This window comes from Flavobacterium sp. U410 (assembly GCF_053570605.1).
Window position 1 is genome coordinate 170830 of sequence record NZ_JBSEFI010000002.1, and the last position, 25452, is coordinate 196281.

The following is a 25452-nucleotide window of genomic DNA, read 5'->3' on the forward strand; positions in this document are numbered from 1 at the left end:
GATGTCTGAGAATAAGACTATAGCAAAAAATACCTTTTTTCTATATTTTAGAATGTTGATGACAATGGGGGTTGGGCTATTTTCTTCAAGAATAGTGCTCAATGCCCTTGGTGTGGTTGATTACGGTATCTATAGTCTGGTAGGAGGAGTTGTCGCTGTTTTTTCTTTCTTCAATGCTGCAATGACTTCGGCAACACAACGGTATTTAGCTTTCGATATAGGAAAAGGGGATTTTGAGAACCTCAAAAAAACGTTCAATGCTACTGTAAATATACATTTTATAATTGCAGTAGTTATTCTGCTTTTATCGGAAACTTTAGGATTATGGTTTGTGAATAGCAGATTAAATTTTCCGGAAAGTAGAGCCACTGCAGTTCAGTGGTGTTACCAATTTTCAGTTTTCACGCTATTGTTAGGAGTTGTACAAATTCCTTATACTGCCATTTTAACAGCCAGAGAACACATGAAAGTTTATGCCTACATGAGTATCTTGGAGACTGTTTTAAAATTACTGATTATATACTTACTGCTGATAATTAATGATACAGACAAATTAATTTTATATTCTTTTCTTGTCTTTACCGTATCTTTTATTATCAGAATGCTCTATCGTATTTATTGCAAAAAGAAATTTGAAGAAACAAAATATTCCTTTTATTACGATTCTTCTTTTTACAAAGAACTGGCATATTACTCAGGTTGGAATTTATTTGGAAACATTGCATCAGTAGCAAGGATACAAGGAAATAATATTATACTAAATCTATTCTTCGGTCCTATAGTGAATGCCGCTTATGGTATTACATCAACTTTACAAGGGGTTTTAGTTAGTTTTGTTGGAAATTTTCAAATGGCAGTAAACCCGCAGATTGTAAAAAGTTATGCCGCAGGAAATCCGGAAAGAACCATAGAGCTTGTTAATAAAGGGGCAAAATTTTCTTTTTTTGCAATGCTTTTAATCACCTCTCCGATTTTATATGACGTAGAATTTTGGCTTAAATTTTGGCTAGGAAATGTGCCGGACTATACTTTGAGTTTTGTGTTTTTATGCTTGTGTAATACTTTACTAGATACAATATCCAATCCCATAATGATGGGAATACAAGCTACAGGTAAAATAAGACAATATCAAATTGTCGTAGGGATTCTGGTTTTTCTGAATTTGCCGGTTTCATATATTATGTTGCTTTTAACAAACAATGCTGATATTGTATTTTGGGTAAGTATTATAATATCTTGTATTGCATTATATTTTAGATTATATTTTTTAAAGAAAATTATCAAATTTAATATTGCGCATTTTGTAAAAGATGTTTTATTGAAAATTATAGGAGTAGTAGTATTGATTTTGGTCATTTTATTTGGACTTAAGTTTGCTTTTCAAGGGATTTCCGATTTGTTTGCTGTCCTCCTTCAGGCAGCAATTGTAGTTATAGTCAATTTCGGAGCTATTTATTTTTTAGGAATAACAATGTCTGAAAAAGCATTTATAAAAACAATAATACTTCAAAAAATCAGAAAAAAGTAATGAAAAATATAAAAGACATTGTAGAAGCAGGATTGTGTACAGGGTGTGGACTCTGCATATCACAAACACCATCTGCTAAGATGATTTGGGATGAGGAAGGATTTCTTGTTCCTGATTCACAAGTAGAATTGGATCAAAATGCAATACAATATTGTCCTTTCAATCCTTTTCCTGCTGAAGAAGTTAAAAATGAGGATACATTAGCAGAGGAATTTTTAAATACTGCTACCGAAAAAGATGCAAGAATAGGGAAATATAAAAATATTTATGTAGGATATGTTCCGCAATATCGCGAAACATCTTCTTCAGGAGGATTTGCGACCTATGTTTTTGAACGCTTGTTAACACTAAAAGTTGTAGACCATTTATTCATAGTAACAGAAGTAGAAGGAAGGTACCAATACTCTTTTTTTTCTGATGTGTCGAGTATCAAGAAAATATCAAAAACACGATATATTCCTGTAACTTTGTCCGAACTGTTCCAGAAAATTGATTCAGTAGAAGGAAAAATTGCCATATCCGGAGTAGCTTGTTTCATAAAGGCAATTCGTTTAAAGCAGCATTATAAACCGGAATTAAAAGAGAAAATTCCGTTTTTAGTCGGGATTATTTGCGGAGGAATTAAAAGTCGTTTTTTTACTGACTTTTTAGTCCAAAAAGCGGGTGTTCAAGGAGCATACCATTCTCAGGAATATCGTATTAAAGATAAAAAATCGACAGCTCCGGATTATTCTTTTGGAGCATTTGACGAACAAGAAAAGTTTTATGAGCTAAAAGTGGCTACTGTTGGTGATCTTTGGGGATCCGGATTATTTAAGGCAAATGCATGTGATTTTTGTGATGATGTAACTACAGAATTAGCCGATATTTCATTAGGAGATGCTTGGTTACATCCTTATTCTTTAGACGGACTGGGAAATAGTGTGGTTGTAACGCGTTCCGAATTAGCGGAAAAGATCATGCAAGAAGGAATTGCCAACAAAACTCTTAAAGCAGATCTGCTAAGTTTAAATGAATTCAAAAGATCTCAGCAAGGAAGCTTTAGTCATCGTCAGGATGCATTATATCATAGAATAGATCAAACTAAGAAAGCAGGGAAATTAGTGCCGGAAAAAAGAGAAAGGTTTTATGTAAAGATTCCGTTCTATTTTAAAAGGGTACAAAAACAAAGAATGAATGTGAGAAAGCTAAGCTTGGAGATATGGAAAGAGAAAAGACAAGCAATACAGTTTGAAGAAAAAATAGCCCCTTATAGAAAGAAATTGGTTGAAACAACCCTTTTCTACCACAGAATGAAAAAGTTGAAAAATTTAATCTTAAGAAAATGAAAAAAGCTGTAATCTTAACACAACCACTATTTGTTAATTATGGTGGAATAATTCAAAATTTTGCATTGCAGCAAGCATTATTAAAATTGAATATTCAATCCGTTACAGCAAATAGATTAGGTAATTTGCCTTCTTTGCCTAGAAAAGTTTTAAGCTGGATAAAAAATGAAACGTATAATAGAATAAAAGGGTGTCACTACAAAAAGTATACAAAGAAGGAGAAAAATTTGTTCAGTAGAAATGCTCAGTCTTTCATACAAAAAAACATCAATGTTTCTCCGGATATTCATAGTACGAACCAATTGGAGAAATTTATAAAAGGAAAGTATGATTACGTAGTAATAGGAAGCGATCAAACTTGGAGACCAAGTATATCAGCAGATATCTATAACTTTTTCTTAGACTTTTTACAAGATGAAAGTCAGATAAAAAAAATTGCCTATGCGACTTCTTTCGGAACAGATCAATGGGAATTTTCAGAAGAACAGGAAAAAAGATGCAAACAACTGGTAAAACAATTTGATGCAGTTTCTGTAAGAGAAGAATCGGGAATTTCATTGTGCCAACAGTTTTTAGATGTTGATGCGGAACATGTTTTAGATCCGACATTATTGCTCAAACAAGAAGATTATTTAAAAATAGTACATGCTTCTGATTTTGAAAATAAAGAAGGGATTTTTACGTATGTTCTAGATAAAGCGAAACAAAAAAATGATTTGATTAAGCATGTTTCTGATACACTGGGAATGAAAGTGTATACAAACCAACCTAAAAAAGATTTTTATACAGAATCGGCTGAAGATTTGGAAGATTTTGTATATCCGTCCATAGAAGGCTGGCTCGCTTCTTTTTATAAAGCAGACTTTGTAATTACAGATTCTTTCCACGGAACCGTTTTTTCCATTTTGTTCAATAAACCATTTATTACTATTGTCAATCACGAAAGAGGAGCTTCTCGTTTCTATTCGCTATTGAAAAAATTGAATTTGGAAGACAGATTAATACGTGATGTAAATCTTTTTAATGACGAAATTTTACAGCAACCTATAGATTACAGCGCAGTAAATAGTACTTTGGAAGAATTAAGAAAAGATTCGTATGCTTTTTTAAAACAGACATTATGCTAATATCTGTAATTATACCGGTTTATAATGTAGAAAGCTATCTGAAAGAGTGTCTGGATTCAGTTTCAAAACAAACCTACGGGGATTTTGAAGTAATTCTGATTAACGACGGTTCAACAGATTCTTCGTTACAAATTTGTAAACAGTTTGAAGAGCAAGATAAGCGGTTTAAAGTTATAGACAAGAAAAATGAAGGAGTAAGCATTGCCAGAAATGCAGGGATTGAAAAAGCAAGCGGAGAATGGATCTCTTTTGTTGATTCAGATGATAAAATAAATGAAGATTATTTATCTCAATTATTCATAGAAGTAGAAAAGGGTATTGATCTGGTATTTCAAGGAGTAAAAAGAATTGACAGAAACAGCGGTTCACTGATTTCAAAAACTAATTTTACAAGAGAGAAAGTCAATGTCAGCGAAGTAGAAAAAATAGCTGTGAAGCATGAAATTACATTAAATGGAAATCCGGTAGCAAAACTATTTAAAAGAGATATAATTGTTAAGAACGGATTAAGATTTAATGAAAAATTTACCTATAATGAAGACAAACTCTTTATTATGGATTATATTGCTCATAGTAAAGGAGATATTTTGTTTTCTGATATAATCAATTACCATTATTTTATTCACAAAGGTTCTCTTACGAACAGACTACTAGAGCCTGAAGAATATTTAAAGCCTTATCGTCATTTTAAATTTATTTTGAAAGAACAATTTAAAATAGATTACCAGAAATCAGAATATAGTATACTATTTGTGAATTTTAAAATATACCTTCACATGTACATTAATTCCGTTTTTATCCTTAAAAAAGGAGAAGAACAAAAATATCTTGATGAACTAACTGAAGAAGATTGGAAAATTTATAAAAGAGTTTCAAAAATAAGTTCAAAAGGAAGAAAGATATTTGATTTCTTTCTATTGAGAAATTATATGACATTGAGCCGAATTATAATTAAATATACACTAGCAAAGCATTTTAAATAAAAGCCATGCAGCATAAATTAACCCAACAATCTCATCCGGTTTATCCGGAGTTTAATTTTTTTAAAGGAATAGGGATCTATTTAGTGGTATTAGGTCACATGGGAGATTTAAATACTAACGTAATGCATTTTATTTATAGTTTCCACATGCCACTGTTTTTTTTTGTTTCTGGGTTTTTCTATAAGAAAGATACCATTCAGAATTTTATATTAAAAAGAGGAAAGCGAATACTAATACCTTATTTGTTCTTTAGCTTTTTGACTTATTTTGTGTACCGAAATGCGAACGGAGAAATATTTGTAGGTGTTTTTGATCTGGTGTTCGGAACTTTATCAGGAATATCTAACGGACAGTATCTCAGTTGGAATGTTGTTTTGTGGTATTTACCTTGTATATTTATCATGACATTGTTATATACGACTTTTGATATCTACAATAAAAAATGGATTCTCACTTTTGTGTTTTTATTTTTTCTTTATTTTTCTAACGATGACGACTTATTTCTGCCATATCATCTAAATTCAGGTTTTTTACTGCTTCCCTTTTTCTGGTTGGGAACAGTAATAAAGAAATACTATTATTATCTGGATAAGTTCAATAATATAGTAGCAACAATTATACTCATCACTATCGGAGGATATATTGCTTTTTTCAATACTCAAACACCAGATGTTAGGATTAATATAATAGGAAACTCTATAGTTTTTTATATAGCAGGTTCTCTTTTGATTTTAGGATTTTTATATTTTTCTAGGATTTTCAAGAAAGAAATTTTTATTAATTTTTTAGGAGTCAATTCATTATTAATAATGTGTTTGCATATAAAATTCAGTATTGTTAGCAAAAGTTTAGAAAACCAATGGTTTCACCTCTATGATCCATATTTAACATCAATACTCATTTGTGTATTGTTAGTGCTTCCTATTTTGCTTATTAATCGATTTCTCCCTATTATTGCAGGCAGGTCATAAGTCTATGAAAAACTTATTAATAATATCGTATGATTATCCACCTTCCAATGGAGGTATTGCTCGTCTGTGCAGTGAAGTTGCTGTAGGAATGCAAGAATATTACGAGTCGGTAAAAGTTATAACATTAGAAAACGCAAGTGATAATAGGAGTTACAACTTTGAAAATGTTGAAGTTATTCGGTTCTCTAATAAAAGGATTTTATGTGAAATAAGTATTTTTCTATATTTATTTTTTAGGAAAGAAAAAAGAAAAACAGACGTTATTTGTGGTCTTTGGCATCCTGAGGCTACGATAAGTTATTTGGCAGGATTTAGAAATGTCTTTATTCTAGGACACGGAACAGAATTTTTGTTTGGAACGAGTAAACTTCGAAAATACTTTTGGTTGCCGGTTTATGCAAAATGGATACTCAAAAGAGCTAAACTGTGTATTGCTAACAGCCATTATACAGAACAGCTTATACAAAAAATAAATAAAAAAATAAGAACAGAAGCGTTGTCTTTAGCTGTTAATCCTGATTTTTTCCATCCAAAACATAAAACGGTTAATGGTGACGGTTTGTTGAGAATTTGTACAGTCTCTCGGGTTCTAAAATTTAAAGGTCATGATTTTATCGCTCAAACTATAGCGAATCTTCCGGATCATTTAAAAAATAAGATTCACTGGAATATAGGAGGTACAGGAGAATATCTGGAAGGATTAAAACAAAAAGTTCAAGAACTAAAAATAGAAAAGCAAGTCACGTTTCACGGTTTTATACCCGATGAAGAACTTCCGTCTTTCTATTCAGAAAACAATGTCTTTATTCTCTGTACAAGAGAACAAGAAACATCTACTCAGGTAGAAGGTTTTGGTTTAGTTTTTTTAGAAGCTCAAGCTTGCGGACTTCCTGCGATAGGAACTAGAACAGGAGGAATACCGGACGCTATAGAACCGGAGAATGGAGGTTGGTTGATAGAACAGGATAACGAAGAAAACTTAAGTAGTATTTTACAGGAAATTATTCAGTATCCAGAGATACTATTACGCGAATCTGAAAAAGCAAGGAAAAGAGTTGAGGCGCAATATACTTGGGAAAAATATACTAAAAAATTACATCAACTTTTACAGCATTGATACCAGTCGAACTTTATTCAAAAGCGTATTATTTTTTACTTAGTGCAGTAGTGCTATTAAGTATTTTGCCTTTGTTTTTTAAACAAACTCTAGATCAGTTTCCTAAAATAAATCTTTTAACGGGAACATTTCTAATATTGTTGATATGTATAGGTTTTATAGGTTTAAGAGAACCTTACGCAAGTTCAATATTTTTAGGAGATACTATTACTTACACAAGAACATTTGAAAAAATAGACGAGGTGAGTGTATACGATCTTAAAGACTTAGGGTTTTATGCCATGATGAAGTTTTTTGCCCAATTTGCTTCTGTAAATGTGTTCTACTTTTTTTGCGCTTTTCTTTATGTGATCCCTACATTTTATACATTCAAAAAATGGTTTGGAAAATATGCCTTTTTTGCCTTAGTATCTTATGTAGTTTCCATGTCTTTTTGGAGTTTTGGGATTAATGGTCTACGGAATGGAATTGGAGTTTCCTTCTTTATTTTTGCATTAAACTTCAATAAACAAAAAAAGATACAAATACTATTAATGCTTATAGCTATAAGCATGCATAAATCAATGATTTTACCTTTTATAGCATATTTTATAGCAAGTTATTATACAGATACCAAAACATACATTAAAATCTGGTTATTTGTTGCTGTTTTATCATTTTTTATAGGAAGACAGTTTGAGGGTGTAATTACAGATATCCTAATAAGTGTCGGATTAAATGATGATCAAAGGGTAAGCAATATGTTTGAAAGTGAAATTGAAGGGAATTTGGTAGAAAGAAGATACCGTATTGATTTTGTGATTTATAGTGCAATACCTATTATGTTAGGATACTATTACATTTATAAAAAGAATTTCAATGATAAATTATATGAGCATTTGCTGAACTTTTATCTAATAGCAAATACGGCTTGGTTAGTTGTAATCTATGGAGCTTTTACAAATAGAACGGCTTTCTTGTCATGGTTTATTATGCCAATTTTATTATGTTATCCAATCCTGAAAGATAAATACTTAGTGCCTAAACAAAATCTATTTTTGGGGATAGTATTGTTTTTCTCTTTGTTGTTTACATTAGCTATAGAATTTAAATAGAATGGACTATAAATATAAAGTAACCATATTCACTCCTACTTACAACAGAGCTTATACTATAGAAAGATTATACAAGAGCTTACTTTCTCAAAGTTGTATGGATTTTGAATGGCTGATTGTTGACGATGGAAGTAATGATGAAACAGAAAACCTTGTTCAAGAATTTATCTCTGACAAGAAAATCAGTGTGAGTTATTTTAAAAAACAAAACGGCGGTAAACATACAGCTATTAATAAGGGGTTAGATTTAGCGCAGGGAGAATGGTTTTTTATTGTAGATAGCGATGATTATTTACCTACAGATTCTATAGAAAATATATTGCAAGAGCTAAAGAACATAGAAGAGGATAAACGTATAGTAGGTATAGTAGGTCTGATGCAAGATGAAAAAAGGAATGTGATAGGAACTGGATTGAAAGGAAACGACGGACTCCTGTCTACGGTTATAGAAAGTAGGAATAAATATAAAATACAAGGAGATTTAGCTAAAATTGTTCGGACAGATATTTCTAAGAAATTTAAGTTTCCAATAATTCCTAATGAAAGATTTGTAGCAGAATCAATAATTTGGAATAGAATGGCTGCAGAGGGTTATCTATTCAGATTTTTTAATAAAGTAATTTATATTGCAGAATACCAGAAGAACGGATTGTCTGCAAATTCAATTAGAAATAGAAGGAAATATCCTAAATATGCAACACTTTTATATTCTGAACTTGTAATAAATCCTAAGAATACATTCTTGTATAGAATTAGAGCTTCTATTAATTATTGGAGATTTGCTTTCTGTACTAAGGACTTTTATATGTCGTATAAGAAATCAGGTGATAAATTTTTATCTTTGTTTACAGTCTTTTTAGGGGCTCTATATTATATGAAAGACACCATTCAGTTATACATTAAAGAAAGTAGAAATAATTTATAAATGAGTGTTTTTATGATTGTATTTTTTTAGATAAAAAATATATAGAAAAAGGCAGGAGAATAAGATAAAAAGCGAAACAATGACAAAGAAAACAAAGCTCATTCGTATTACAACAGTCCCGGTATCTCTTGACAAGTTACTGGAAGGACAGCTTGGTTATATGAATCAGTTTTATGAGGTTATTGCGATCTCCTCTGATATACAATATCTACAAGAGATTGCAGAAAAAGAGAATGTTCGTTTTCTTTCTGTTGAAATGACCCGCAAAATAACACCTTTAAAAGATATAATAGCAGTATATCGTCTTTATAAGATATTCAGACAGGAGAAACCGGAAATTGTACATACACATACACCTAAAGCAGGTATAGTCGGAATGTTAGCTGCTAAATTAGCTGGAGTTCCCTTGCGTTTTCATACTGTAGCAGGTTTGCCGCTTATGGAAGCAAGAGGAATAAAGAGAGGAATACTGAATTTTGTAGAGAAGTTAACTTATTTTTGTGCAACTAAAGTATATCCTAATTCTAAAGGTTTGTATGATTTTATTTTAGCAGAGAAGTTTACTTCTTCCTCTAAGTTAAAAGTACTGGGCAATGGAAGTTCTAACGGAATTAAAACAGAGTATTTTAAACATGAGAACATATCCCAACAAGAAAAAGTAATTTTAAAGGAAAAGCTGGCAATAGAAGAACAAGATTTTGTTTTTATATATGTAGGACGTTTGGTAAAAGACAAAGGAATAAATGAACTGACAAAAGCTTTTTCCGATTTTACTAAAGGGTACACAAACACAAAATTACTTTTAGTCGGAGACTTTGAAATGGAATTAGATCCTTTACTTCCTGAGACAATACTTGAAATAAACAACAATCCAAAAATAATTGCTGTAGGGTTTCAAAAAGACGTAAGGCCATATTTTTCAATTAGTAACGCTTTAGTTTTTCCAAGCTACCGAGAAGGCTTCCCTAATGTTGTGATGCAGGCAGGAGCTATGAACTTGCCTTCAATTGTGACCAATATTAATGGTTGTAATGAAATCATAGTTGAAAATAAGAATGGAATAATCATTCCGGTCAAAAATACAATTGCAATCTTTGAAGTAATGCGTAAGATAATATCGGATAAAGAATACTATGAAAAGCTTAAAAATAATTCAAGAAAAATGATTCTTGAAAGATATGATCAGCAATTGGTTTGGCAAGCTATTCTAAATGAATATAAAGAACAGAGAAGAAATGTATAAAAAATATATAAAGAGAATATTAGATTTTATATTAGCAGTAATTGGTTTTATGCTCCTATTGCCTATATTTAGTGTAGTTACAGTCTTTTTGATATTTGCAAATCAGGGAAAGCCGTTCTTTTTTCAACTTAGACCAGGAAGAAACGAAAAGATATTTAAGATTATCAAGTTCAAAACAATGAACGATAAAAAAGATAAAGAAGGGAATCTTTTACCGGATGCCGATCGATTAACAAGAGTAGGGCAATTTGTGAGAAAAACATCATTAGACGAAATTCCTCAATTGTTAAATGTAATAAAAGGAGATATGAGTATCATAGGACCACGTCCGCTTTTAGTACAATATTTGCCTTTATATGATGAAAATCAGAAAAGAAGACATGAAGTGAGACCAGGAATAACAGGTTTGGCGCAAATAAACGGAAGAAATGCAATTAGCTGGAAAGAAAAATTTGAGTATGATGTAGAATATGTTGACAATTTAAGTTTTATCTTAGACATAAAAATTATCATTTTTACACTCAAAAAAGTGTTGAAAAGAGAAGGGATTTCACAAGAAGGTCAAGCAACAATGGAATATTTTAAAGGGAACATTGATACAAAATAATGGAAAAAATAGTTATTATCGGAGCCGGAGGTTTTGGACGAGAAGTTAAAACAGTAATTGATACTATAAATGATAAGCAACCCAACGAGGTCTATCAATTTATAGGCTTTTTTGACGATGGTTTTGAAAAAGGAAAAATTATAAATGGTTTTCCCGTTTTAGGAGGAATCGAAGATTTGAATAATTTTTCAGAGCCTTTACATGTAGTAGTGGCTATTGGCGATCCTCTTGTTAAAAGAAAAATAATAAAGAATATAAAAAATAATAGCAAACTGTCTTATCCTAATATTATTCATCCTTCTGTTTTAATTTCTAATGACGATGTAAAAATAGGAATGGGAAATATTATCTGTGGAGGAACTATTATAACTTGTAATATTGAAATTAAAGATTTTGTGATTTTAAATTTAATGTGTACTGTGGGGCACGATACTAAAATAAATTCATATTCTTCTTTTATGCCTTCAGTTAATATTTCAGGAGAAGTGCTGATTGAAGAAGCCGTTTATGTTGGTACAGGGACAAAAATAATAAATCAGCTAACAATAGGACAAAATACTATTGTTGGAGCAGGAGCAGTTGTTGCTAAGTCATTGCCGGAAAATTGTACAGCTGTGGGAATTCCGGCCAAGCCTATAAAATTTCATAACGATTAGAATGAAGAAAAGAACGTTTGATTTAGTGTCGGCTTTATTTGGATTGATTGTTTTAGGAGGAATAATCATTACATCAACAGTAATTGCAGCTTTTGATACTAAATCAAGTGGTATTTTTACTCAGAAAAGAGTAGGACAATATGGAAGGCTATTCACTATTTATAAGTTAAGAACGATTCATAAACAAACCGGAAAGATTAGTAAAATAGGTTCCTTTTTCAGGAAATCAAAGTTAGATGAACTTCCTCAATTGTTAAATGTTCTGATAGGAAACATGAGTATAGTTGGACCACGTCCTGATATTCCGGGATATTATGATAGATTAATCGGAGAATCCAGAAAGATTTTAGAACTTAAGCCGGGATTAACTTGTGAAGCAAGTCTAAAATATGCAGATGAGGAATTATTATTGAGTAAGCAAGAAAACCCTTTGCAGTATAATGATGAAATCATTTTTCCGGATAAAATAAAAATGAATCTGGAATATTATTATAAACAAAGCTTAACCGAAGATTTTAAAATTATAATTAAGACAATACAAAAAATAATATGATAGCCTCAAAAATATGGCTTTCTTCTCCACATATGGGAGGAAAGGAACAAACATTTGTAAAAGAAGCTTTTGATGCAAATTGGATAGCACCTTTAGGACCAAATGTAAATGGTTTTGAACAAGATTTAGAAACGTATTTAGGAGAAAATATACATGTAGCAGCATTGAGTTCAGGAACTGCTGCCATACATTTAGGACTAATCTTGTTAGGAGTAACATCAGGAGATGAGGTGATTTGTCAAAGTATGACTTTTTCGGCTTCTGCCAATCCTATTGCATATCAAGGAGCTACTCCTGTTTTTGTGGATAGCGAACCTGATACTTGGAATATTTGTCCTGTTGCTTTAGAAGAAGCAATTGTTGATAGAATGGTCCAAGGGAATAAACCTAAAGCAATTATAGCAGTACACCTTTACGGTATGCCTTTTAAAGTAGATGAAATAAGGGCTATTGCTGATAAATATGAAATTCCTCTTTTGGAAGATAGTGCGGAAGCTTTAGGAAGCTTTTATAAAGGTAAAAAATGCGGAACTTTCGGAGATATAGGAGTTTTATCTTTTAACGGAAATAAAATTATAACGACTTCGGGAGGCGGCGCATTGGTTTCGCATGATCAAAAGTTAAAAGAAAAAGCTGTTTTTTTTGCTACGCAGGCTCGGGATAATGCTCCTCACTATCAACATTCTGAAATAGGTTATAATTATAGATTGAGTAATGTTTGTGCCGGAATAGGTAGAGGACAAATGAAAGTTCTTGATGAGAGAGTAAAACAAAGAAGAAATGTAAATCAGTTTTACAAGGATATATTTGCAAAAATTGAAGGAGTAGAAGTCTTATCAGAGCCTAATGAAGATTTTTTTTCAAACCATTGGTTGACTGCTATTGTAATTCATGAGCAAGTTTGTGGAATTAATAGAGAAACATTACGTTTAGCCTTAGAAGAAGAGAATATAGAATCTCGTCCACTTTGGAAACCTATGCATTTACAACCTGTTTTTCAAAGCTACCCATTTTATGGAAAAGGAGTCTGTGAAAGTCTGTTTTCAGAAGGACTTTGTTTGCCCTCCGGATCCAATTTGTCTCAAACGGAGCTAGATAGAGTTGCTAAAGTTATTTTGAGCATTTTTAATTCGAAATAACTCTTGAATAAGTTTCCTTATAACCTTTTTTTTTTAATACATTTGTAAACCAAATCTCAAAAGAAACCTAAAAAGTGTTAAATGAAAAACCTAACACCTTTAAAAATAAATTACCTAAAAGAATTGTTGATTTTTTTCAACGCCATTTTCGTAATTTAGGATATCTGCCTAGGTGGATTATAATCTGTATTGATATAGTTCTTTTGGCTATAGCAATACTAATTACGCATTTGATAATTTCAAATTTAACCTTTGGTAATTATGATGTGTTTTCAATAACACAAAGGTATGCAATCATTATTTTTACAAACTTATTTTGCTTTTTTGTTTACCGAACTTATGCGGGAATTATTCGTTATTCAACGATTAAAGATGCTTTAAGATTGTTGCAGGCTACTTTTACCGCTTTTGTGATTTTAGTAGCATTTAATTACTTTCATTATTTTATTAATGGAAACAAAGTATTTCTGATTCCTTTACTGGCGGTTAATTTTATTGTATCTTTTATTCTATTATTAGCGTTTAGAATTGCTGTAAAATTTGTTTTTGAAAGATATCTTTTGACCGCTCATGATAATTTTATAAGAGTCGCTATCTATGGGGTAAACCCTAATTCTGTTGCTTTGGCAAATGCGCTCAGTACGGAAATACCTAAAAGGTATTGTTTAGTCGGATTTATAGATCAAAAAGATTCAAAACTCAGAAAAGAACTTTTGGGTGTTCCTGTAGTTTCTAATGGAAATAGTGATGTAGCAGATGTTCTTAAAGATTTAAAAGCAAATGCTATAATTATCTCTGATAAATCAATTGATAATGAAGAAAAATTGAAAATTGTAGAACAGTGTTTAGAAAATGGATATGAAATTTTAACACTTCCTACAATTTCTGATTGGAATAAGCAAAAAAAGCTATCAGAGAAAATTAAAAAATTCCAGATTAAAGATTTATTAGAACGCAGCCCTATTGTTATACAGAACGACGTCAAGATAAAGGAACAATTAAAAGATAAAGTTTTGTTGGTTACCGGAGCAGCGGGATCTATCGGAGAAGAAATTGTTTACCAGATCATTGCATTTAATCCGCAGAAAATTATTTTGTTAGATCAAGCCGAAACACCTCTTTATCGATTAAATCTTATCTTAACAAAGTTTGAAACAAAAACAGAAATAATATCTTTGATAGGAGATATAAAAGATAAAAAATGCCTTGAGTATATATTTAAAACGTATAGACCAGAAGTGATTTATCATGCAGCGGCATATAAACATGTCCCATTAATGGAAGAAAATCCGTATCAGGCTATTGTTACTAATATTTTGGGGACAAAAAATTTAGCAGATTTAGCAGTTCAATATTCAGTGGAACGTTTTGTTATGATTTCTACAGATAAAGCTGTTAACCCAAGCAGTATAATGGGGGCAAGTAAAAGAATTGCTGAAATATATGTGCAGTCCCGTTGTTTTGATGCTATTCATAATAATGTATCTTGTACAAGATTTATAACAACTCGTTTTGGAAATGTTTTGGGGTCTAATGGTTCTGTTGTTCCACTCTTTACAAAGCAAATTGAAGAAGGAGGTCCGGTAACAGTAACTCATCCTGATATCATTAGATATTTCATGACGATCTCAGAAGCATGTCAATTGGTGTTGGAAGCCGGAGCGATGGGAAATGGAGGTGAAATCTATCTTTTTGATATGGGTAAGCCAGTGAAAATTATAGATTTAGCAAAGAAAATGATTCGTCTGGCAGGGTTTGTTCCAGGGCAAGATATTGATATTAATATCATTGGATTAAGACCGGGAGAGAAATTGTATGAAGAACTTTTAAATGATAAATCCAAAACGCTACCAACCTATCATGAAAAAATAATGATAGCTATTGAGTCAAAAGATGAGAAATTTGAAGAGATAAAAGCAGGAATAGAGTTGCTAGAAAAAGCGATTTCAAAAATGGATATTGAACAAGCTGTTCTAATCATGAAAAGAATGGTTCCTGAATTTAAGAGTTTGAATTCAATACACGAAGTATTAGATAAAAAAGATTATTTTTAATATAAATAGGAGAATTCTATTTAGATAAAAAACTATTGGACGATTATTATGCGTAAATTTTATATATTATTCTTAGTAGCAACTTTTTTATTGTCTTGTGCATCACGAGAGAAAATTGTGTATCTGCAAAATGATTCAAGTGCCGGTGGGGAGCTTAATTTTGAAACATATTTAAAACCGGACGATATTTTGTTAATTGTCGTTTTGTCAGAAGACCCGGCTGTAGCAGAACCTTATAATTTGAAAAGTCTTAGCTTGCAAGGAAGTTCAGAAGAAGCTAGTCAGGTTTCTCGTACACAAACATATCTTGTAGATAGAGAAGGTTATATCGACTTCCCTTTTGTAGGTAAAATTAAATTAGCAGGATTGACAAAAGAAAAAGCGGTTTTGGAAATACAAAAAGCATTAGAGAATCATGTTAAGGATGCCATAATCAATTTAAGAATACTGAATTTTAAAGTTTCTGTTTTGGGGGAAGTTAATAATCCCGGAGCATTTAATATATCAGGAGAAAGAATCACAATTTTAGAAGCAATAGGGAAAGCTGGAGATTTAACTATTTATGGAAGGCGAGATAATGTGTTACTAATAAGAGAAGAAAAAGGAACTAAAAAAATATATAGAATAGATTTAACAAAATTAGACTTTAATTCTCCTTATTATTATTTAACACAGAATGATGTAATTTACGTTGAGCCTAATAAGACCAAAGTAAATTCTTCAGCAATAGGACCAAATATAACTGTTGGAATTTCAGCACTTTCTTTAATAGTTACAATAATAGCCCTGGCAACGAGATAATATATATGCAAGATCAAAATCAACATAGAATAACGACCACTCTAGGGAATAACTCAAATTTTAATCTTAAAGAAGAGTTACTTAAATATGTAAAGAATTGGAAATGGTTTCTTTTTGGAGTTACAATGGCTATGTTGATGGCGTATGTCTATTTAAGATATACTATTCCTCAGTATCGAGCTGTGGCGACTATTTTGGTTAAAGATGATCGAAAAGGAAGTATATATTCTGAACTTTCTGCTTTTTCAGATTTAGATATATTGTCTAATATAAAGAATAATGTTGACAATGAAGTTGAAGTAATAAAATCCAGAGGGATAATTCAGGAAACAATTAAAGAGTTGGAATTGAATTATTTATATTTTAATTTAGGGAGAGTCAGATCGGAAGAACTGTATAAGATTTCGCCTATAAAAATTTTGTTTGTAGAAACAAGTGATGAGTTTGTATCAACATCTTATTATTATAAGTTTAAAAATTCTTCAGCAGATAGTTTTAATTTGTATACAGCGTCTGATGAACTGATAGGAACTTACAAATACGACATGCCTTTTTCTTTAGGTAAAAACAAAGCGATTATCGTTAAGAATGAATTGTTTGTTACTTCTAAAGAGTATAATATAGGAATACAAATTCTTCCGGTAAGTTTAGTTGCAGAGCGATTCAAAGCCAAGCTTAATGCTTCCGTTTTGAGTAAAAACACAAGCGTAATAGAATTAAGTATTATAGATCAGGTAAAAGTAAGGGCAGAAGATTTTTTGAACGGATTAGTAATTAATTATAATAAAGATGCTATTGAAGATAAGAAGTTCGTTGCAGAAAATACCGCTAAATTTATCGAAAATAGATTAGACATTATTTCAGAGGAATTAAAAGATGTAGAAGAGGAAGTTGAGGTTTTCAAAAGAAAAAATCATGTAACAGATATTGTCTCAGAAGCAGGACTGTTTTTAGAAAATACAAGTGAAGCAGAGAAAAAAAGAGTAGAAGTTGAAACGCAAATTAAAGTAACAAAAACAATGCTTGACTTTGCAATGGATAATGAGCAGTTTAATTTGATGCCTTCTAATATTATTCCTGTAGAAGAAGGAGCATCTAAATTGATAGAAGAGTTTAATCTTTTAGTGTTAAAGAGAAATAAATTTGTAAAAACTGCAGGAGAACAGAATGCTGTAGTGTTATCTTTGGAGAAAGAAATAGAATCCTTAAAGCAAAATTTAGTTGTTAGTTTAAAGCAATTAGAAACAAGTTTGAATATCCAATTAAGAGATGTTAAACGTCAAAGTGCAATTTTGAATGGAAGAATCTCTCAGATTCCGACTCAAGAGAAGATTTTTAAAGACATAGACAGGAAGCAACATATAAAGGAAGCTTTATACTTGTATTTACTTCAAAAACGAGAGGAAACAGCAATTTCTCTTGCTGTTACAGAACCTAATGCTAAAGTAATTGACGAAGCTAAATCCACAGGACAGGTTTCCCCTAATAGAAGTATGATTTTGATGGGTAGTCTGGTTTTAGGGTTGCTAATTCCTTTCATGATTGTGTATTTATTAGACTTATTAAATACAAAAGTAAAATCAAGATTAGATATTGAAGGTGTCTTGCCAATACCTTTCTTAGGAGAAATTCCTAAATTAGATTCGGTTAATATGCCTAATGATGTATTTTATAAAACGCCGACAGCAGAAGCTTTAAGGATTGTGAGAACAAATTTGAATTTTTTGCTTAATGGAGTAGTTGAAGGAAATGCAAGAACTGTTTTTATAACATCGACCTATCCTAAAGAAGGAAAAACATTTATTTCGGTTTTTTTATCCTCAATTATTGCAAATACAGATAAAAAAATATTGCTGATGGGGATGGATATTCGTAACCCCAAATTAAATGAGTTTTTTGATATGCCGGAGGAAGGGTTTACTAATTTCTTGACGGATAGGGAGGAAAGATCGATTACAGAATATATAATTTCTTCTAAAGAAGTTAGGAATTTAGATATATTACCTTCAGGTATTATTCCTCCTAATCCTGCTGAATTACTTATGAGTTCCAAAGTAGAAGGGATGTTTAAAGAAGTAAAAAGCATTTATGATTATATAATTGTAGATACAGCTCCTTTAAGTTTAGTGACAGATACTTTGGAAATAGTAAAACATGCAGATGCATTTATATATATAGTAAGAGCAAATTATCTTGATAAAAGAATGCTTGACTTCCCGCTTAATTTATATAATGAAAAGAAATTGCCTAATATGTCCATTTTGTTAAATGATGTTGAGGTAGGAAAAAGGTATGGCTATGGGTATAGTTATGGATATTATAAGCCTGAAAACAAAAAGAGGAGATGGAACTTTTTAAGTAAAAAGTGAAATTAATCTTTCTCTTTTGTTGTGAAAGACTGATAAAGTTATATAAATAAGTAAAAATATCTTTTTTGTGTTTTTTTTAACAAATAAAATATATTTTAGATATAAAAACTTTTAAAAGCTGGTTTTTCAGGTAATTGATCTTTGTTTGTTAATTTTTTTATTGCTTTTTGTTTTGGAAAAGAAAAAAAATGCAATACCTTTACTAAGTCTCATTTCATTATAAAACTAGGTAATATGCGAAAAAATTACAATTTAAGAGCAGGCAAAAAATGGTCTTATTATTTACTTGTGTTTATCATTCTTCCTTTTTTTGGATATAGCCAATTCATGGTTCCTACATCAGGAAATAACTCGGTTTCGACTTGTTCAGGGACCATTACGGATAATGGTGGAACTTCAAATTATCTTGATAATTCTGATGGATATACTGTTATTAATCCGGGTGTGCCTGGTAATTATGTAAAACTTTCAGGGAATGTGCAGTTATCTGCTTCTGGTGATGACTTAATCATATATGATGGGGTTGGCACTTCAGGAACAGTTTTGTGGAGTGCTTCTTTCTATGGTTCTTCTTTTAGCTGTGTTAGTTTTTCTTTTCCGGAAATTACATCACAGTCAGGATCTTTAACAGTACGATTTAAATCTGATGCTTCAACAAATTGTTCCGGTTTTGATTTAAATATTGGATGCTCTACTTATCCCGGGTATTGTATTCCAATAACAGAAACCTCTGCAGCTAATATTTATATAAGTAGTTTTAAAATCTATGATGGATTTGTTAATTCTGCAGTTAATACTTCTACCTATAATAGTATAGGCTATCAAGATTTTTCTGTGGTTACTCCTATTGCTCAAATTCCGGTAGGTCATATAGCAAACGTTTTGGCGGTGGCAAGTGGTCCTGCATCTAAAGGTAAATGGAGTGCTTGGGTAGACTGGGATAAAGATGGGATATTTGATGAAGCTACTGAGGTTGTGTTTAATTCTACAGATGTTCCTTTGCGTAAATGTAATTTTGCATTATCCGTGCCTTCGGGGCAAGCTACCGGAGATTATAGATTAAGAATAAGAGTTAATAATGCTAAAGGTATAGATCCTTTTACAGGTGACCCTGCTACAAATTATAATGGAGGAGGATATTTAGCTCCTTGTGAAAATGCAATCGATGATTCTTGGGGTATAACAGGAGCTATCTATTATGGAGAAACAGAAGATTATACTATTAGAATCATTGCAGATTGTACGGCTAAAATAACAGGTGTGACAAACGGGCAAAACTGTGGTCAAGGTGCTGTAACTCTTGAAGCAACAGGTAGTGCAGGGGTTACTGGATTTAATTGGTACAGCAGTCAAACAGGAGGAAGCTTAATTGCATCTACGCCAACAGGTGTTTGGGATACGCCGGTTATCACTTCAACAACATCATACTGGGTGACAGCTCTTGACGGAACTTGTGAGTCTTTATTCAGAACTAGAATTGATGCAGAGGTATTGTCTACGGCAGATTTAACGATCACACCGTCAACCCCGACATTATGTGGTGAAGAAGTTTTACATGTGGAGGCTTCAGGAAATGCTTTTGATTATTTGGTTGATGAAGATTTTGAAGGAGGAGGATTAGGTGTGTTTACACATAAAAATTATGATGCTAATGGAGCGTCGTATGATGCTGTAGGTAGGTTTGAAAATAGAACTAGTTCATATATTCCTGATTTTACTCCTAACTGGAAACCTCAGATATCTTCAGGTTTCGAGGGAGATCACTTCGCTTTAGCTGTTTCTGGATATTTAGATTCAAATATTCCTTCTGGAGGTCCTGTTATTAAAGCACTTGAATTAACAAATTCGTTGAATACTACAGGATTCACGGATTTAACTTTAGAATTTGATGCTTTCTATTTTAAAAGTTTCCCAGATGCTAGTAATAGTGAACGTATTCTTTTACAGGTATCTACAAACGGAGGTATTTCTTACACAAATACGGTAGTTATATATAATTCAGAATTAGGGAGTGCTCAGAAATTTGAACATATAACAGTAAGTTTAAACGCTTTTGTTAATAGAACAAATTTAAAGTTTAGATTCTATAATTATACTTATGGTACAAGTGGAGATGCTACATCTCCTCTTACGACAGGTCTTGCATTAGATAATATAAAGCTTTATGGTCATAAACCTTTTGCTGATTTTGAATGGACAAGCGTTCCTGTTGTAGATATTTATACAGATGCGGCTTGTACAGTACCTTATTTATCGGGAACTATTGTTGATGAAGTTTATGTTAAACCAACATATGCGCAATTAGAGCAATCTAATTTTAGTTTTACAATAGGTGCAATTTTAGATAATGGATGTACTTTTAACCAAGATGTTAATGTTAGTAATAATACTAAAATTTGGAAAGGAGCTATTGGTACTAATTGGAGTGATCCGAATAACTGGGCACCAGTTGGAGTACCTACGATAGACAATTGTGTTTACGTACCGTCGCATGCTATTATAGACGGAACAGATTATGATGCTTTTGCTAAAAATCTTACAGTTAGTCCAACAGGTGATTTAGATAACCTTTCAAGTAATACTATTACAGTTAAAGAATGGGTGGAAGTAGAAACTGGAGGTAGTTTTGATTTGGAAAATTCAGCAAGTTTAATACAAATTGATAATGTAGCAAATATCGGTACCATTTCGATGAAACGTAATGCCTTTATTAAGAAGTTAGATTATGTATATTGGTCTTCACCGGTATCACCATTTACTACAAGTGCTATTTCTCCTTCAACGCCAACTGGATTTATTTATAAATGGATACCTTCAATCTCAGGATTGTCAGGAAATTGGGCTGCAGGAAATGAAACTATGGTTCTAGGGAAAGGGTATATTGTTCGTGGACCAAATGGATTTGGTGCAGCTCCGTCAATGTTTACAGCTAATTTTGTGGGAGTTCCTAACAATGGTAATATTATAGTGCCAATTTCTAGAGGAACTTATACGAGTGACCCATATAGCGTATGTGCAGAATGTACTTTGGCGACTAAAGATGATGATAACTGGAATCTTTTAGGAAATCCTTATCCGTCAGCTATAGATGCAGATGTATTTTTATCGACAAATTCAACTAATCTTGATCAATTTGTAAAAATCTGGACTCATGGATTAGATCCGTCAGATGGTACAGATAATCCTTTTTATGGAGAGTATGGATTTAACTATAGTGTAGCTGATTATATTACATATAATGCATTAGGAGGAACTCAGTTTGGATATGATGGTAAAATCGCTGCTGGACAAAGTTTCTTTGTGTTGATGAATGATGCGAATTCGCAAACAGAAAATGTGAGTTTTGACAACACAATGCGCTCTAATACACTTAGAAATGATCAATTTTATAGAACATCTAATTCAAATCGTGATTTGAGTTCTGTAGAAAAACATAGAATTTGGTTGAAATTAGTTGATGCTTCAGGAGTTTCAAGTGATGCTTTAGTAGGTTATGCAACAGGTGCTTCTAATACATTTGACCCTACATTTGATGCGCCGGCTATAGGGTTAAAAGCAGACTATGAGTTATATTCATTAGTAGATGATAAAGTTTTATCTATTCAAGGCAGAAGTTTACCTTTTACAGATCAAGATCAAGTGCCTTTAGGTGTTGTTGTGCCAGCGCAAGGCGAATATACTATAGCTGTTTCAGCATTGGATGGTGTGTTTTTACAAGAATCTCAATCAGTTTATTTAGAAGATAAAGCGACAAATTATATTCACGATTTAAAAAGTTCTCCTTATTTGGTTAACTTAAATGAGGGAAGATTTGAAGATCGTTTTGTATTGCGCTATTCTACAGCTTTAAAAGCGGATGCTCATCAGTTATCTACAGAAGATTTATTAGTATATGCTAATGATCAAATTAACATTTTAGCTTCTACTGAAGATATTAAAAGTGTTACTGTTTTCGATGTTCTAGGTAAAAAATTATACAACAAAGAAAATATTTCTGGTAAAGAGTTAATCATTTCTACAATTGCTAAAACTCAGTCAGCTTTGATAGTTAATGTTGTCTTGGAAAACGGATATGAAAAAAGTTATAAAATTATATTTTAAGCCTTAGGTTTGAAGAATAACAAAAAGAGAGAGCTTAGCTCTCTCTTTTTGTTATAAATATTTTTGATATTGTTTAGTTGAAAAATGAATTGTTTTCAATTGCCTCTTGTAATTCTTTTATGGTCTTCGTTTTCACAGAGGAATTAAAAGAAGAAATATGTTCTTTATTATGAATGTCTGAACCTGTAAAATCGATTAGTTCCCTTTTAAGTAAACTCTCAGCAATATTCATAACATCTTTTCCGTAATATCCAGTTACAGAAAGTAAATTGATTTGAAATAAGCATCCGGATTTTTTAAGCTTTTCGTATTCTTCGGGCTTGTTGTGGAAATACATATAACGCTCGGGATGAGCTAATACAGGTTTATATCCTTCCAGTTGGAGTTCAAATAGAAAATCATACAATTGTAGAGGAGCATTCAAATAAGACATCTCAACTAAGACATGATTGTTTTTTAAAGTTAATAGTTTTTCTGATTTGAAACGCTTTACAAATTCTTCGTCCATGAAATATTCAGAAGCACAATCTAACGATATTCTTGAATTTGCTAAATCAAGAACATTGGAGGTTTCTTTTAAATTTTCTTTAATAAGAATTGAAGAATTCTCCCAGACATTAGTTTTAGTGTGCGGAGTTGTTATAATTTTTGAAAATCCCATGGTGGTCATTTCCTGCAATAAAAACTTTGTTTCAGTTATGTTTTGAGCACCGTCATCTAGTCCTGGTAAAACATGTGAATGAATGTCAATAAAGCCTTCAGGAATGAGTTCTTTCAGTTTGGGTTTGGATTTTAGAAATGAAAACATACCATTTTTTTGCAAAGATATGCTTTTCTTTTTTTAGTTGAAAAGAATGAAATAGTAGAATTATTATTTTTAAATCAATATGTTACTGCTTTTAATGGCTCTTAATCTTAATTAATAATTAACAATTACAGTATTAATTGCATAAAGAAAGAATGAATCGTTATCTCATGAGGAATAAATTTGCTGCTTCTTTAAAATAGTTTAATTTTGGTACGATTTATACCCCTAACAGAGGTTTTGAGATGAGTTTAGTAAAAAAGACCATAAAAAAATATTTTTCCTCATTTGCTTATTTTTATAAATATCTAGGAACTAGGTTGTTTATAGTTATTCTGTTGAGCATAGTTGTTGGAGTTTTGGATGCTTTCGGATTGACGATGTTTTTACCGTTAATAAAGTTTGCCGATTCAAGTACAATGGAGTCCGTTAAAGGAAGCGAATTTGAAAATTTTGAGTTCTTACTCAATTTCTTTAATAAAATCGGAATAGAGTTCTCTTTGAAGATAGCTTTACTGACGCTAAGTACAATTTTTGTTTTAAAAGGAGTGTTTAATTATCTAACAAACGCTTATAAAGTTTCAGTTAATCAGTATTTTGTATCAAAATTAAGATTACGGCTGTCTTATTTGTTTTCAAAATTCTCATTTAAAAAATTTGTCGTTTCAGATGTCGGTAAAATTCAAAATTCTTTTACTACAGAAGTAAGCAGAGTGTCTAATGCTTATAATGCTTATGCAACTTGTATTCAGCAAATTTTTATGACCGTTGTATATGTTGTTTTTGTGTTTATAGTAGACTGGAGATTTGCTTTGTTAGTTTGTTTGGGAGGTTTATTTACAAATTTGTTATACCGATCAGTATACAAAAAAACAAAAGTAGAATCTTCACGATTAAGTAAAAATAATAGTGACTATCAAGGATTAATTATTCAATATCTGACCAATTTTAAATATCTAAAAGCAACCGGATTTTTGGAAGTGTATGCTAAAAAAATGGAAGCGGCTATCCTTAACATCGAAAAGAATAATAAGAAAATAGGATTGCTTAATGCTGTAGTAGCTTCTACCAGGGAACCCGTTTTAGTAATTGTTGTTTGTCTTGTCATTTTAGTTCAGGTTTATTTGTTAGGAGGAGAATTGGCAGCAGTAATGGTCAGTTTACTTTTTTTCTATAGAGCTCTTACATCTTTAATTGGTTTCCAAAATAGTTATAATCTTTTTTTATCGGTTTCAGGATCTCTTGAAAGTGTGGAATCGTTTGAAAAGGAACTTCAAGAGGGAGCGGAACAAACAGGGAATCAAAATGTAGACAAATTCAATAATCAGATTCTTTTAGAAAATGTTAGTTTTAGCTATGATAGTAAAAGAACAATTTTAGATAGTATAAATATTTCGATACAAAAAAATCAGACTGTAGCATTTGTCGGAGAAAGTGGAAGTGGAAAAACAACTATTGTCAATATAATTTGTGGATTGCTAAAGCCTGTATCAGGTCATGTCAAGGTTGATGAAATCTCCTTAGATGTAATTAATTTGGATTCTTATCAAAAAAGAATTGGTTATATTGCACAAGAACCAGTTGTGTTTAGCGATACAATTTTCAATAATATTACTTTTTGGGATAGTCCGAATGAAGAAAATATAAAACGCTTTCAAAAAGCAATAGAACAGGCTTCTATAAAAAAGTTTATAGAAGAATTACCGGAAAAAGAAAATACATTATTAGGTAATAATGGAATTAACCTTTCAGGAGGACAAAAGCAGCGAATATCAATAGCCAGAGAGCTCTATAAAGAAATAGACATTTTGATTCTGGATGAGGCAACATCTGCCTTAGATTCGGAAACAGAAAGAGAAATTCAGGAAAATATAGATAAGTTAAAAGGAAACTATACTATTGTCATAATAGCGCATCGTTTGTCAACAATTAAAAGTGCTGATGTAATTTGTCTAATGGATCAGGGACGTTTATCAGATCAAGGAAATTTTGATGAATTGATCATAAAGTCAGACAAATTTAAAAGAATGGTAGAGCTACAAGAAATATGA

19 protein-coding genes are annotated in these 25452 nt (G+C 31.5%); 18 read left to right on the forward strand and 1 reads right to left on the reverse strand.

All coding sequences use genetic code 11. From position 1 onward, the window contains the following. The first annotated feature begins 1 nt into the window (after position 1). From ACUSJC_RS02410 to ACUSJC_RS02490, 17 genes are all read left to right on the forward strand, one after another. Positions 2–1528, forward strand: coding sequence for a lipopolysaccharide biosynthesis protein (locus ACUSJC_RS02410; protein WP_449267952.1), 1527 nt, complete (start codon positions 2–4; stop codon positions 1526–1528). Then, positions 1528–2856: a Coenzyme F420 hydrogenase/dehydrogenase, beta subunit C-terminal domain gene (locus tag ACUSJC_RS02415; RefSeq protein ID WP_449267953.1), complete on the forward strand. Its 1329-nt coding sequence runs from the start codon at positions 1528–1530 to the stop codon at positions 2854–2856. Before ACUSJC_RS02410 ends, ACUSJC_RS02415 begins: the two co-directional genes overlap by 1 nt. Further along, on the forward strand, positions 2853–3983 hold the full coding sequence (locus ACUSJC_RS02420; protein WP_449267954.1) for a polysaccharide pyruvyl transferase family protein: 1131 nt from the start codon (positions 2853–2855) through the stop codon (positions 3981–3983). Before ACUSJC_RS02415 ends, ACUSJC_RS02420 begins: the two co-directional genes overlap by 4 nt. Continuing rightward, positions 3977–4966: a glycosyltransferase family 2 protein gene (locus tag ACUSJC_RS02425; protein WP_449267955.1), complete on the forward strand. Its 990-nt coding sequence runs from the start codon at positions 3977–3979 to the stop codon at positions 4964–4966. The genes ACUSJC_RS02420 and ACUSJC_RS02425 overlap by 7 nt, the downstream gene beginning before the upstream one ends. A gap of 5 nt (positions 4967–4971) precedes the next feature. After that, positions 4972–5937, forward strand: a complete 966-nt coding sequence (locus tag ACUSJC_RS02430) for an acyltransferase family protein (RefSeq protein WP_449267956.1) — start codon at positions 4972–4974, stop codon at positions 5935–5937. A gap of 4 nt (positions 5938–5941) precedes the next feature. Further along, on the forward strand, positions 5942–7054 hold the full coding sequence (locus ACUSJC_RS02435; protein ID WP_449267957.1) for a glycosyltransferase family 4 protein: 1113 nt from the start codon (positions 5942–5944) through the stop codon (positions 7052–7054). Positions 7055–7125: 71 nt separating this feature from the next. Further along, entirely contained in the window at positions 7126–8148 is a 1023-nt protein-coding gene (locus tag ACUSJC_RS02440; protein ID WP_449267958.1) for an EpsG family protein, read from the forward strand. Between the two features lies 1 nt (position 8149). Then, positions 8150–9073 (forward strand): glycosyltransferase family 2 protein, encoded by a 924-nt coding sequence (locus ACUSJC_RS02445; RefSeq protein WP_449267959.1) that lies wholly within the window; start codon positions 8150–8152, stop codon positions 9071–9073. A gap of 79 nt (positions 9074–9152) precedes the next feature. Continuing rightward, entirely contained in the window at positions 9153–10316 is a 1164-nt protein-coding gene (locus ACUSJC_RS02450; RefSeq protein ID WP_449267960.1) for a glycosyltransferase family 4 protein, read from the forward strand. Further along, a complete protein-coding gene (locus ACUSJC_RS02455; RefSeq protein WP_449267961.1) occupies positions 10309–10923 on the forward strand; it encodes a sugar transferase in 615 nt (204 codons plus the stop codon). The genes ACUSJC_RS02450 and ACUSJC_RS02455 overlap by 8 nt, the downstream gene beginning before the upstream one ends. After that, the gene (locus tag ACUSJC_RS02460; protein ID WP_449267962.1) at positions 10923–11579 is read left to right on the forward strand and encodes an acetyltransferase; all 657 of its coding nucleotides are present in this window, start codon (positions 10923–10925) and stop codon (positions 11577–11579) included. Before ACUSJC_RS02455 ends, ACUSJC_RS02460 begins: the two co-directional genes overlap by 1 nt. Position 11580: 1 nt before the next feature. Beyond that, on the forward strand, positions 11581–12132 hold the full coding sequence (locus tag ACUSJC_RS02465; protein ID WP_449267963.1) for a sugar transferase: 552 nt from the start codon (positions 11581–11583) through the stop codon (positions 12130–12132). After that, complete coding sequence (locus ACUSJC_RS02470; RefSeq protein ID WP_449267964.1) at positions 12129–13271, forward strand: DegT/DnrJ/EryC1/StrS family aminotransferase; 1143 nt, start codon at positions 12129–12131, stop codon at positions 13269–13271. Before ACUSJC_RS02465 ends, ACUSJC_RS02470 begins: the two co-directional genes overlap by 4 nt. Positions 13272–13345: 74 nt before the next feature. Beyond that, positions 13346–15325, forward strand: a complete 1980-nt coding sequence (locus ACUSJC_RS02475) for a polysaccharide biosynthesis protein (RefSeq protein WP_449267965.1) — start codon at positions 13346–13348, stop codon at positions 15323–15325. A gap of 48 nt (positions 15326–15373) precedes the next feature. Further along, a complete protein-coding gene (locus tag ACUSJC_RS02480; protein ID WP_449267966.1) occupies positions 15374–16126 on the forward strand; it encodes a polysaccharide biosynthesis/export family protein in 753 nt (250 codons plus the stop codon). Between the two features lie 5 nt (positions 16127–16131). Continuing rightward, positions 16132–18495, forward strand: a complete 2364-nt coding sequence (locus tag ACUSJC_RS02485; RefSeq protein ID WP_449267967.1) for a GumC family protein — start codon at positions 16132–16134, stop codon at positions 18493–18495. A 234-nt stretch (positions 18496–18729) separates the two neighbouring features. Further along, complete coding sequence (locus ACUSJC_RS02490; protein ID WP_449267968.1) at positions 18730–22596, forward strand: T9SS sorting signal type C domain-containing protein; 3867 nt, start codon at positions 18730–18732, stop codon at positions 22594–22596. A gap of 73 nt (positions 22597–22669) precedes the next feature. On the opposite strand, the gene ACUSJC_RS02495 is transcribed toward ACUSJC_RS02490, so the two are convergent. After that, entirely contained in the window at positions 22670–23404 is a 735-nt protein-coding gene (locus ACUSJC_RS02495; RefSeq protein WP_449267969.1) for a tyrosine-protein phosphatase, read from the reverse strand. A gap of 242 nt (positions 23405–23646) precedes the next feature. On the opposite strand from ACUSJC_RS02495, the gene ACUSJC_RS02500 reads away from it, so the two are divergent. Continuing rightward, a complete protein-coding gene (locus ACUSJC_RS02500) occupies positions 23647–25452 on the forward strand; it encodes an ABC transporter ATP-binding protein (RefSeq protein ID WP_449267970.1) in 1806 nt (601 codons plus the stop codon).

Excerpts from the sequence above, each read along its gene's own strand:
- ACUSJC_RS02425 (WP_449267955.1), top strand. The coding sequence starts at position 3,977 with ATGCTAATATCTGTAATTATACCGGTTTATAATGTAGAAAGCTATCTG.
- ACUSJC_RS02490 (WP_449267968.1), top strand. The coding sequence starts at position 18,730 with ATGCGAAAAAATTACAATTTAAGAGCAGGCAAAAAATGGTCTTATTAT.
- ACUSJC_RS02500 (WP_449267970.1), top strand. The coding sequence starts at position 23,647 with ATGAGTTTAGTAAAAAAGACCATAAAAAAATATTTTTCCTCATTTGCT.
- ACUSJC_RS02485 (WP_449267967.1), top strand. The coding sequence starts at position 16,132 with ATGCAAGATCAAAATCAACATAGAATAACGACCACTCTAGGGAATAAC.
- ACUSJC_RS02410 (WP_449267952.1), top strand. The coding sequence starts at position 2 with ATGTCTGAGAATAAGACTATAGCAAAAAATACCTTTTTTCTATATTTT.
- ACUSJC_RS02460 (WP_449267962.1), top strand. The coding sequence starts at position 10,923 with ATGGAAAAAATAGTTATTATCGGAGCCGGAGGTTTTGGACGAGAAGTT.
- ACUSJC_RS02450 (WP_449267960.1), top strand. The coding sequence starts at position 9,153 with ATGACAAAGAAAACAAAGCTCATTCGTATTACAACAGTCCCGGTATCT.
- ACUSJC_RS02430 (WP_449267956.1), top strand. The coding sequence starts at position 4,972 with ATGCAGCATAAATTAACCCAACAATCTCATCCGGTTTATCCGGAGTTT.
- ACUSJC_RS02415 (WP_449267953.1), top strand. The coding sequence starts at position 1,528 with ATGAAAAATATAAAAGACATTGTAGAAGCAGGATTGTGTACAGGGTGT.
- ACUSJC_RS02455 (WP_449267961.1), top strand. The coding sequence starts at position 10,309 with ATGTATAAAAAATATATAAAGAGAATATTAGATTTTATATTAGCAGTA.
- ACUSJC_RS02445 (WP_449267959.1), top strand. The coding sequence starts at position 8,150 with ATGGACTATAAATATAAAGTAACCATATTCACTCCTACTTACAACAGA.
- ACUSJC_RS02480 (WP_449267966.1), top strand. The coding sequence starts at position 15,374 with ATGCGTAAATTTTATATATTATTCTTAGTAGCAACTTTTTTATTGTCT.
- ACUSJC_RS02465 (WP_449267963.1), top strand. The coding sequence starts at position 11,581 with ATGAAGAAAAGAACGTTTGATTTAGTGTCGGCTTTATTTGGATTGATT.
- ACUSJC_RS02470 (WP_449267964.1), top strand. The coding sequence starts at position 12,129 with ATGATAGCCTCAAAAATATGGCTTTCTTCTCCACATATGGGAGGAAAG.
- ACUSJC_RS02495 (WP_449267969.1), bottom strand. The coding sequence starts at position 23,404 with ATGTTTTCATTTCTAAAATCCAAACCCAAACTGAAAGAACTCATTCCT.
- ACUSJC_RS02435 (WP_449267957.1), top strand. The coding sequence starts at position 5,942 with ATGAAAAACTTATTAATAATATCGTATGATTATCCACCTTCCAATGGA.
- ACUSJC_RS02420 (WP_449267954.1), top strand. The coding sequence starts at position 2,853 with ATGAAAAAAGCTGTAATCTTAACACAACCACTATTTGTTAATTATGGT.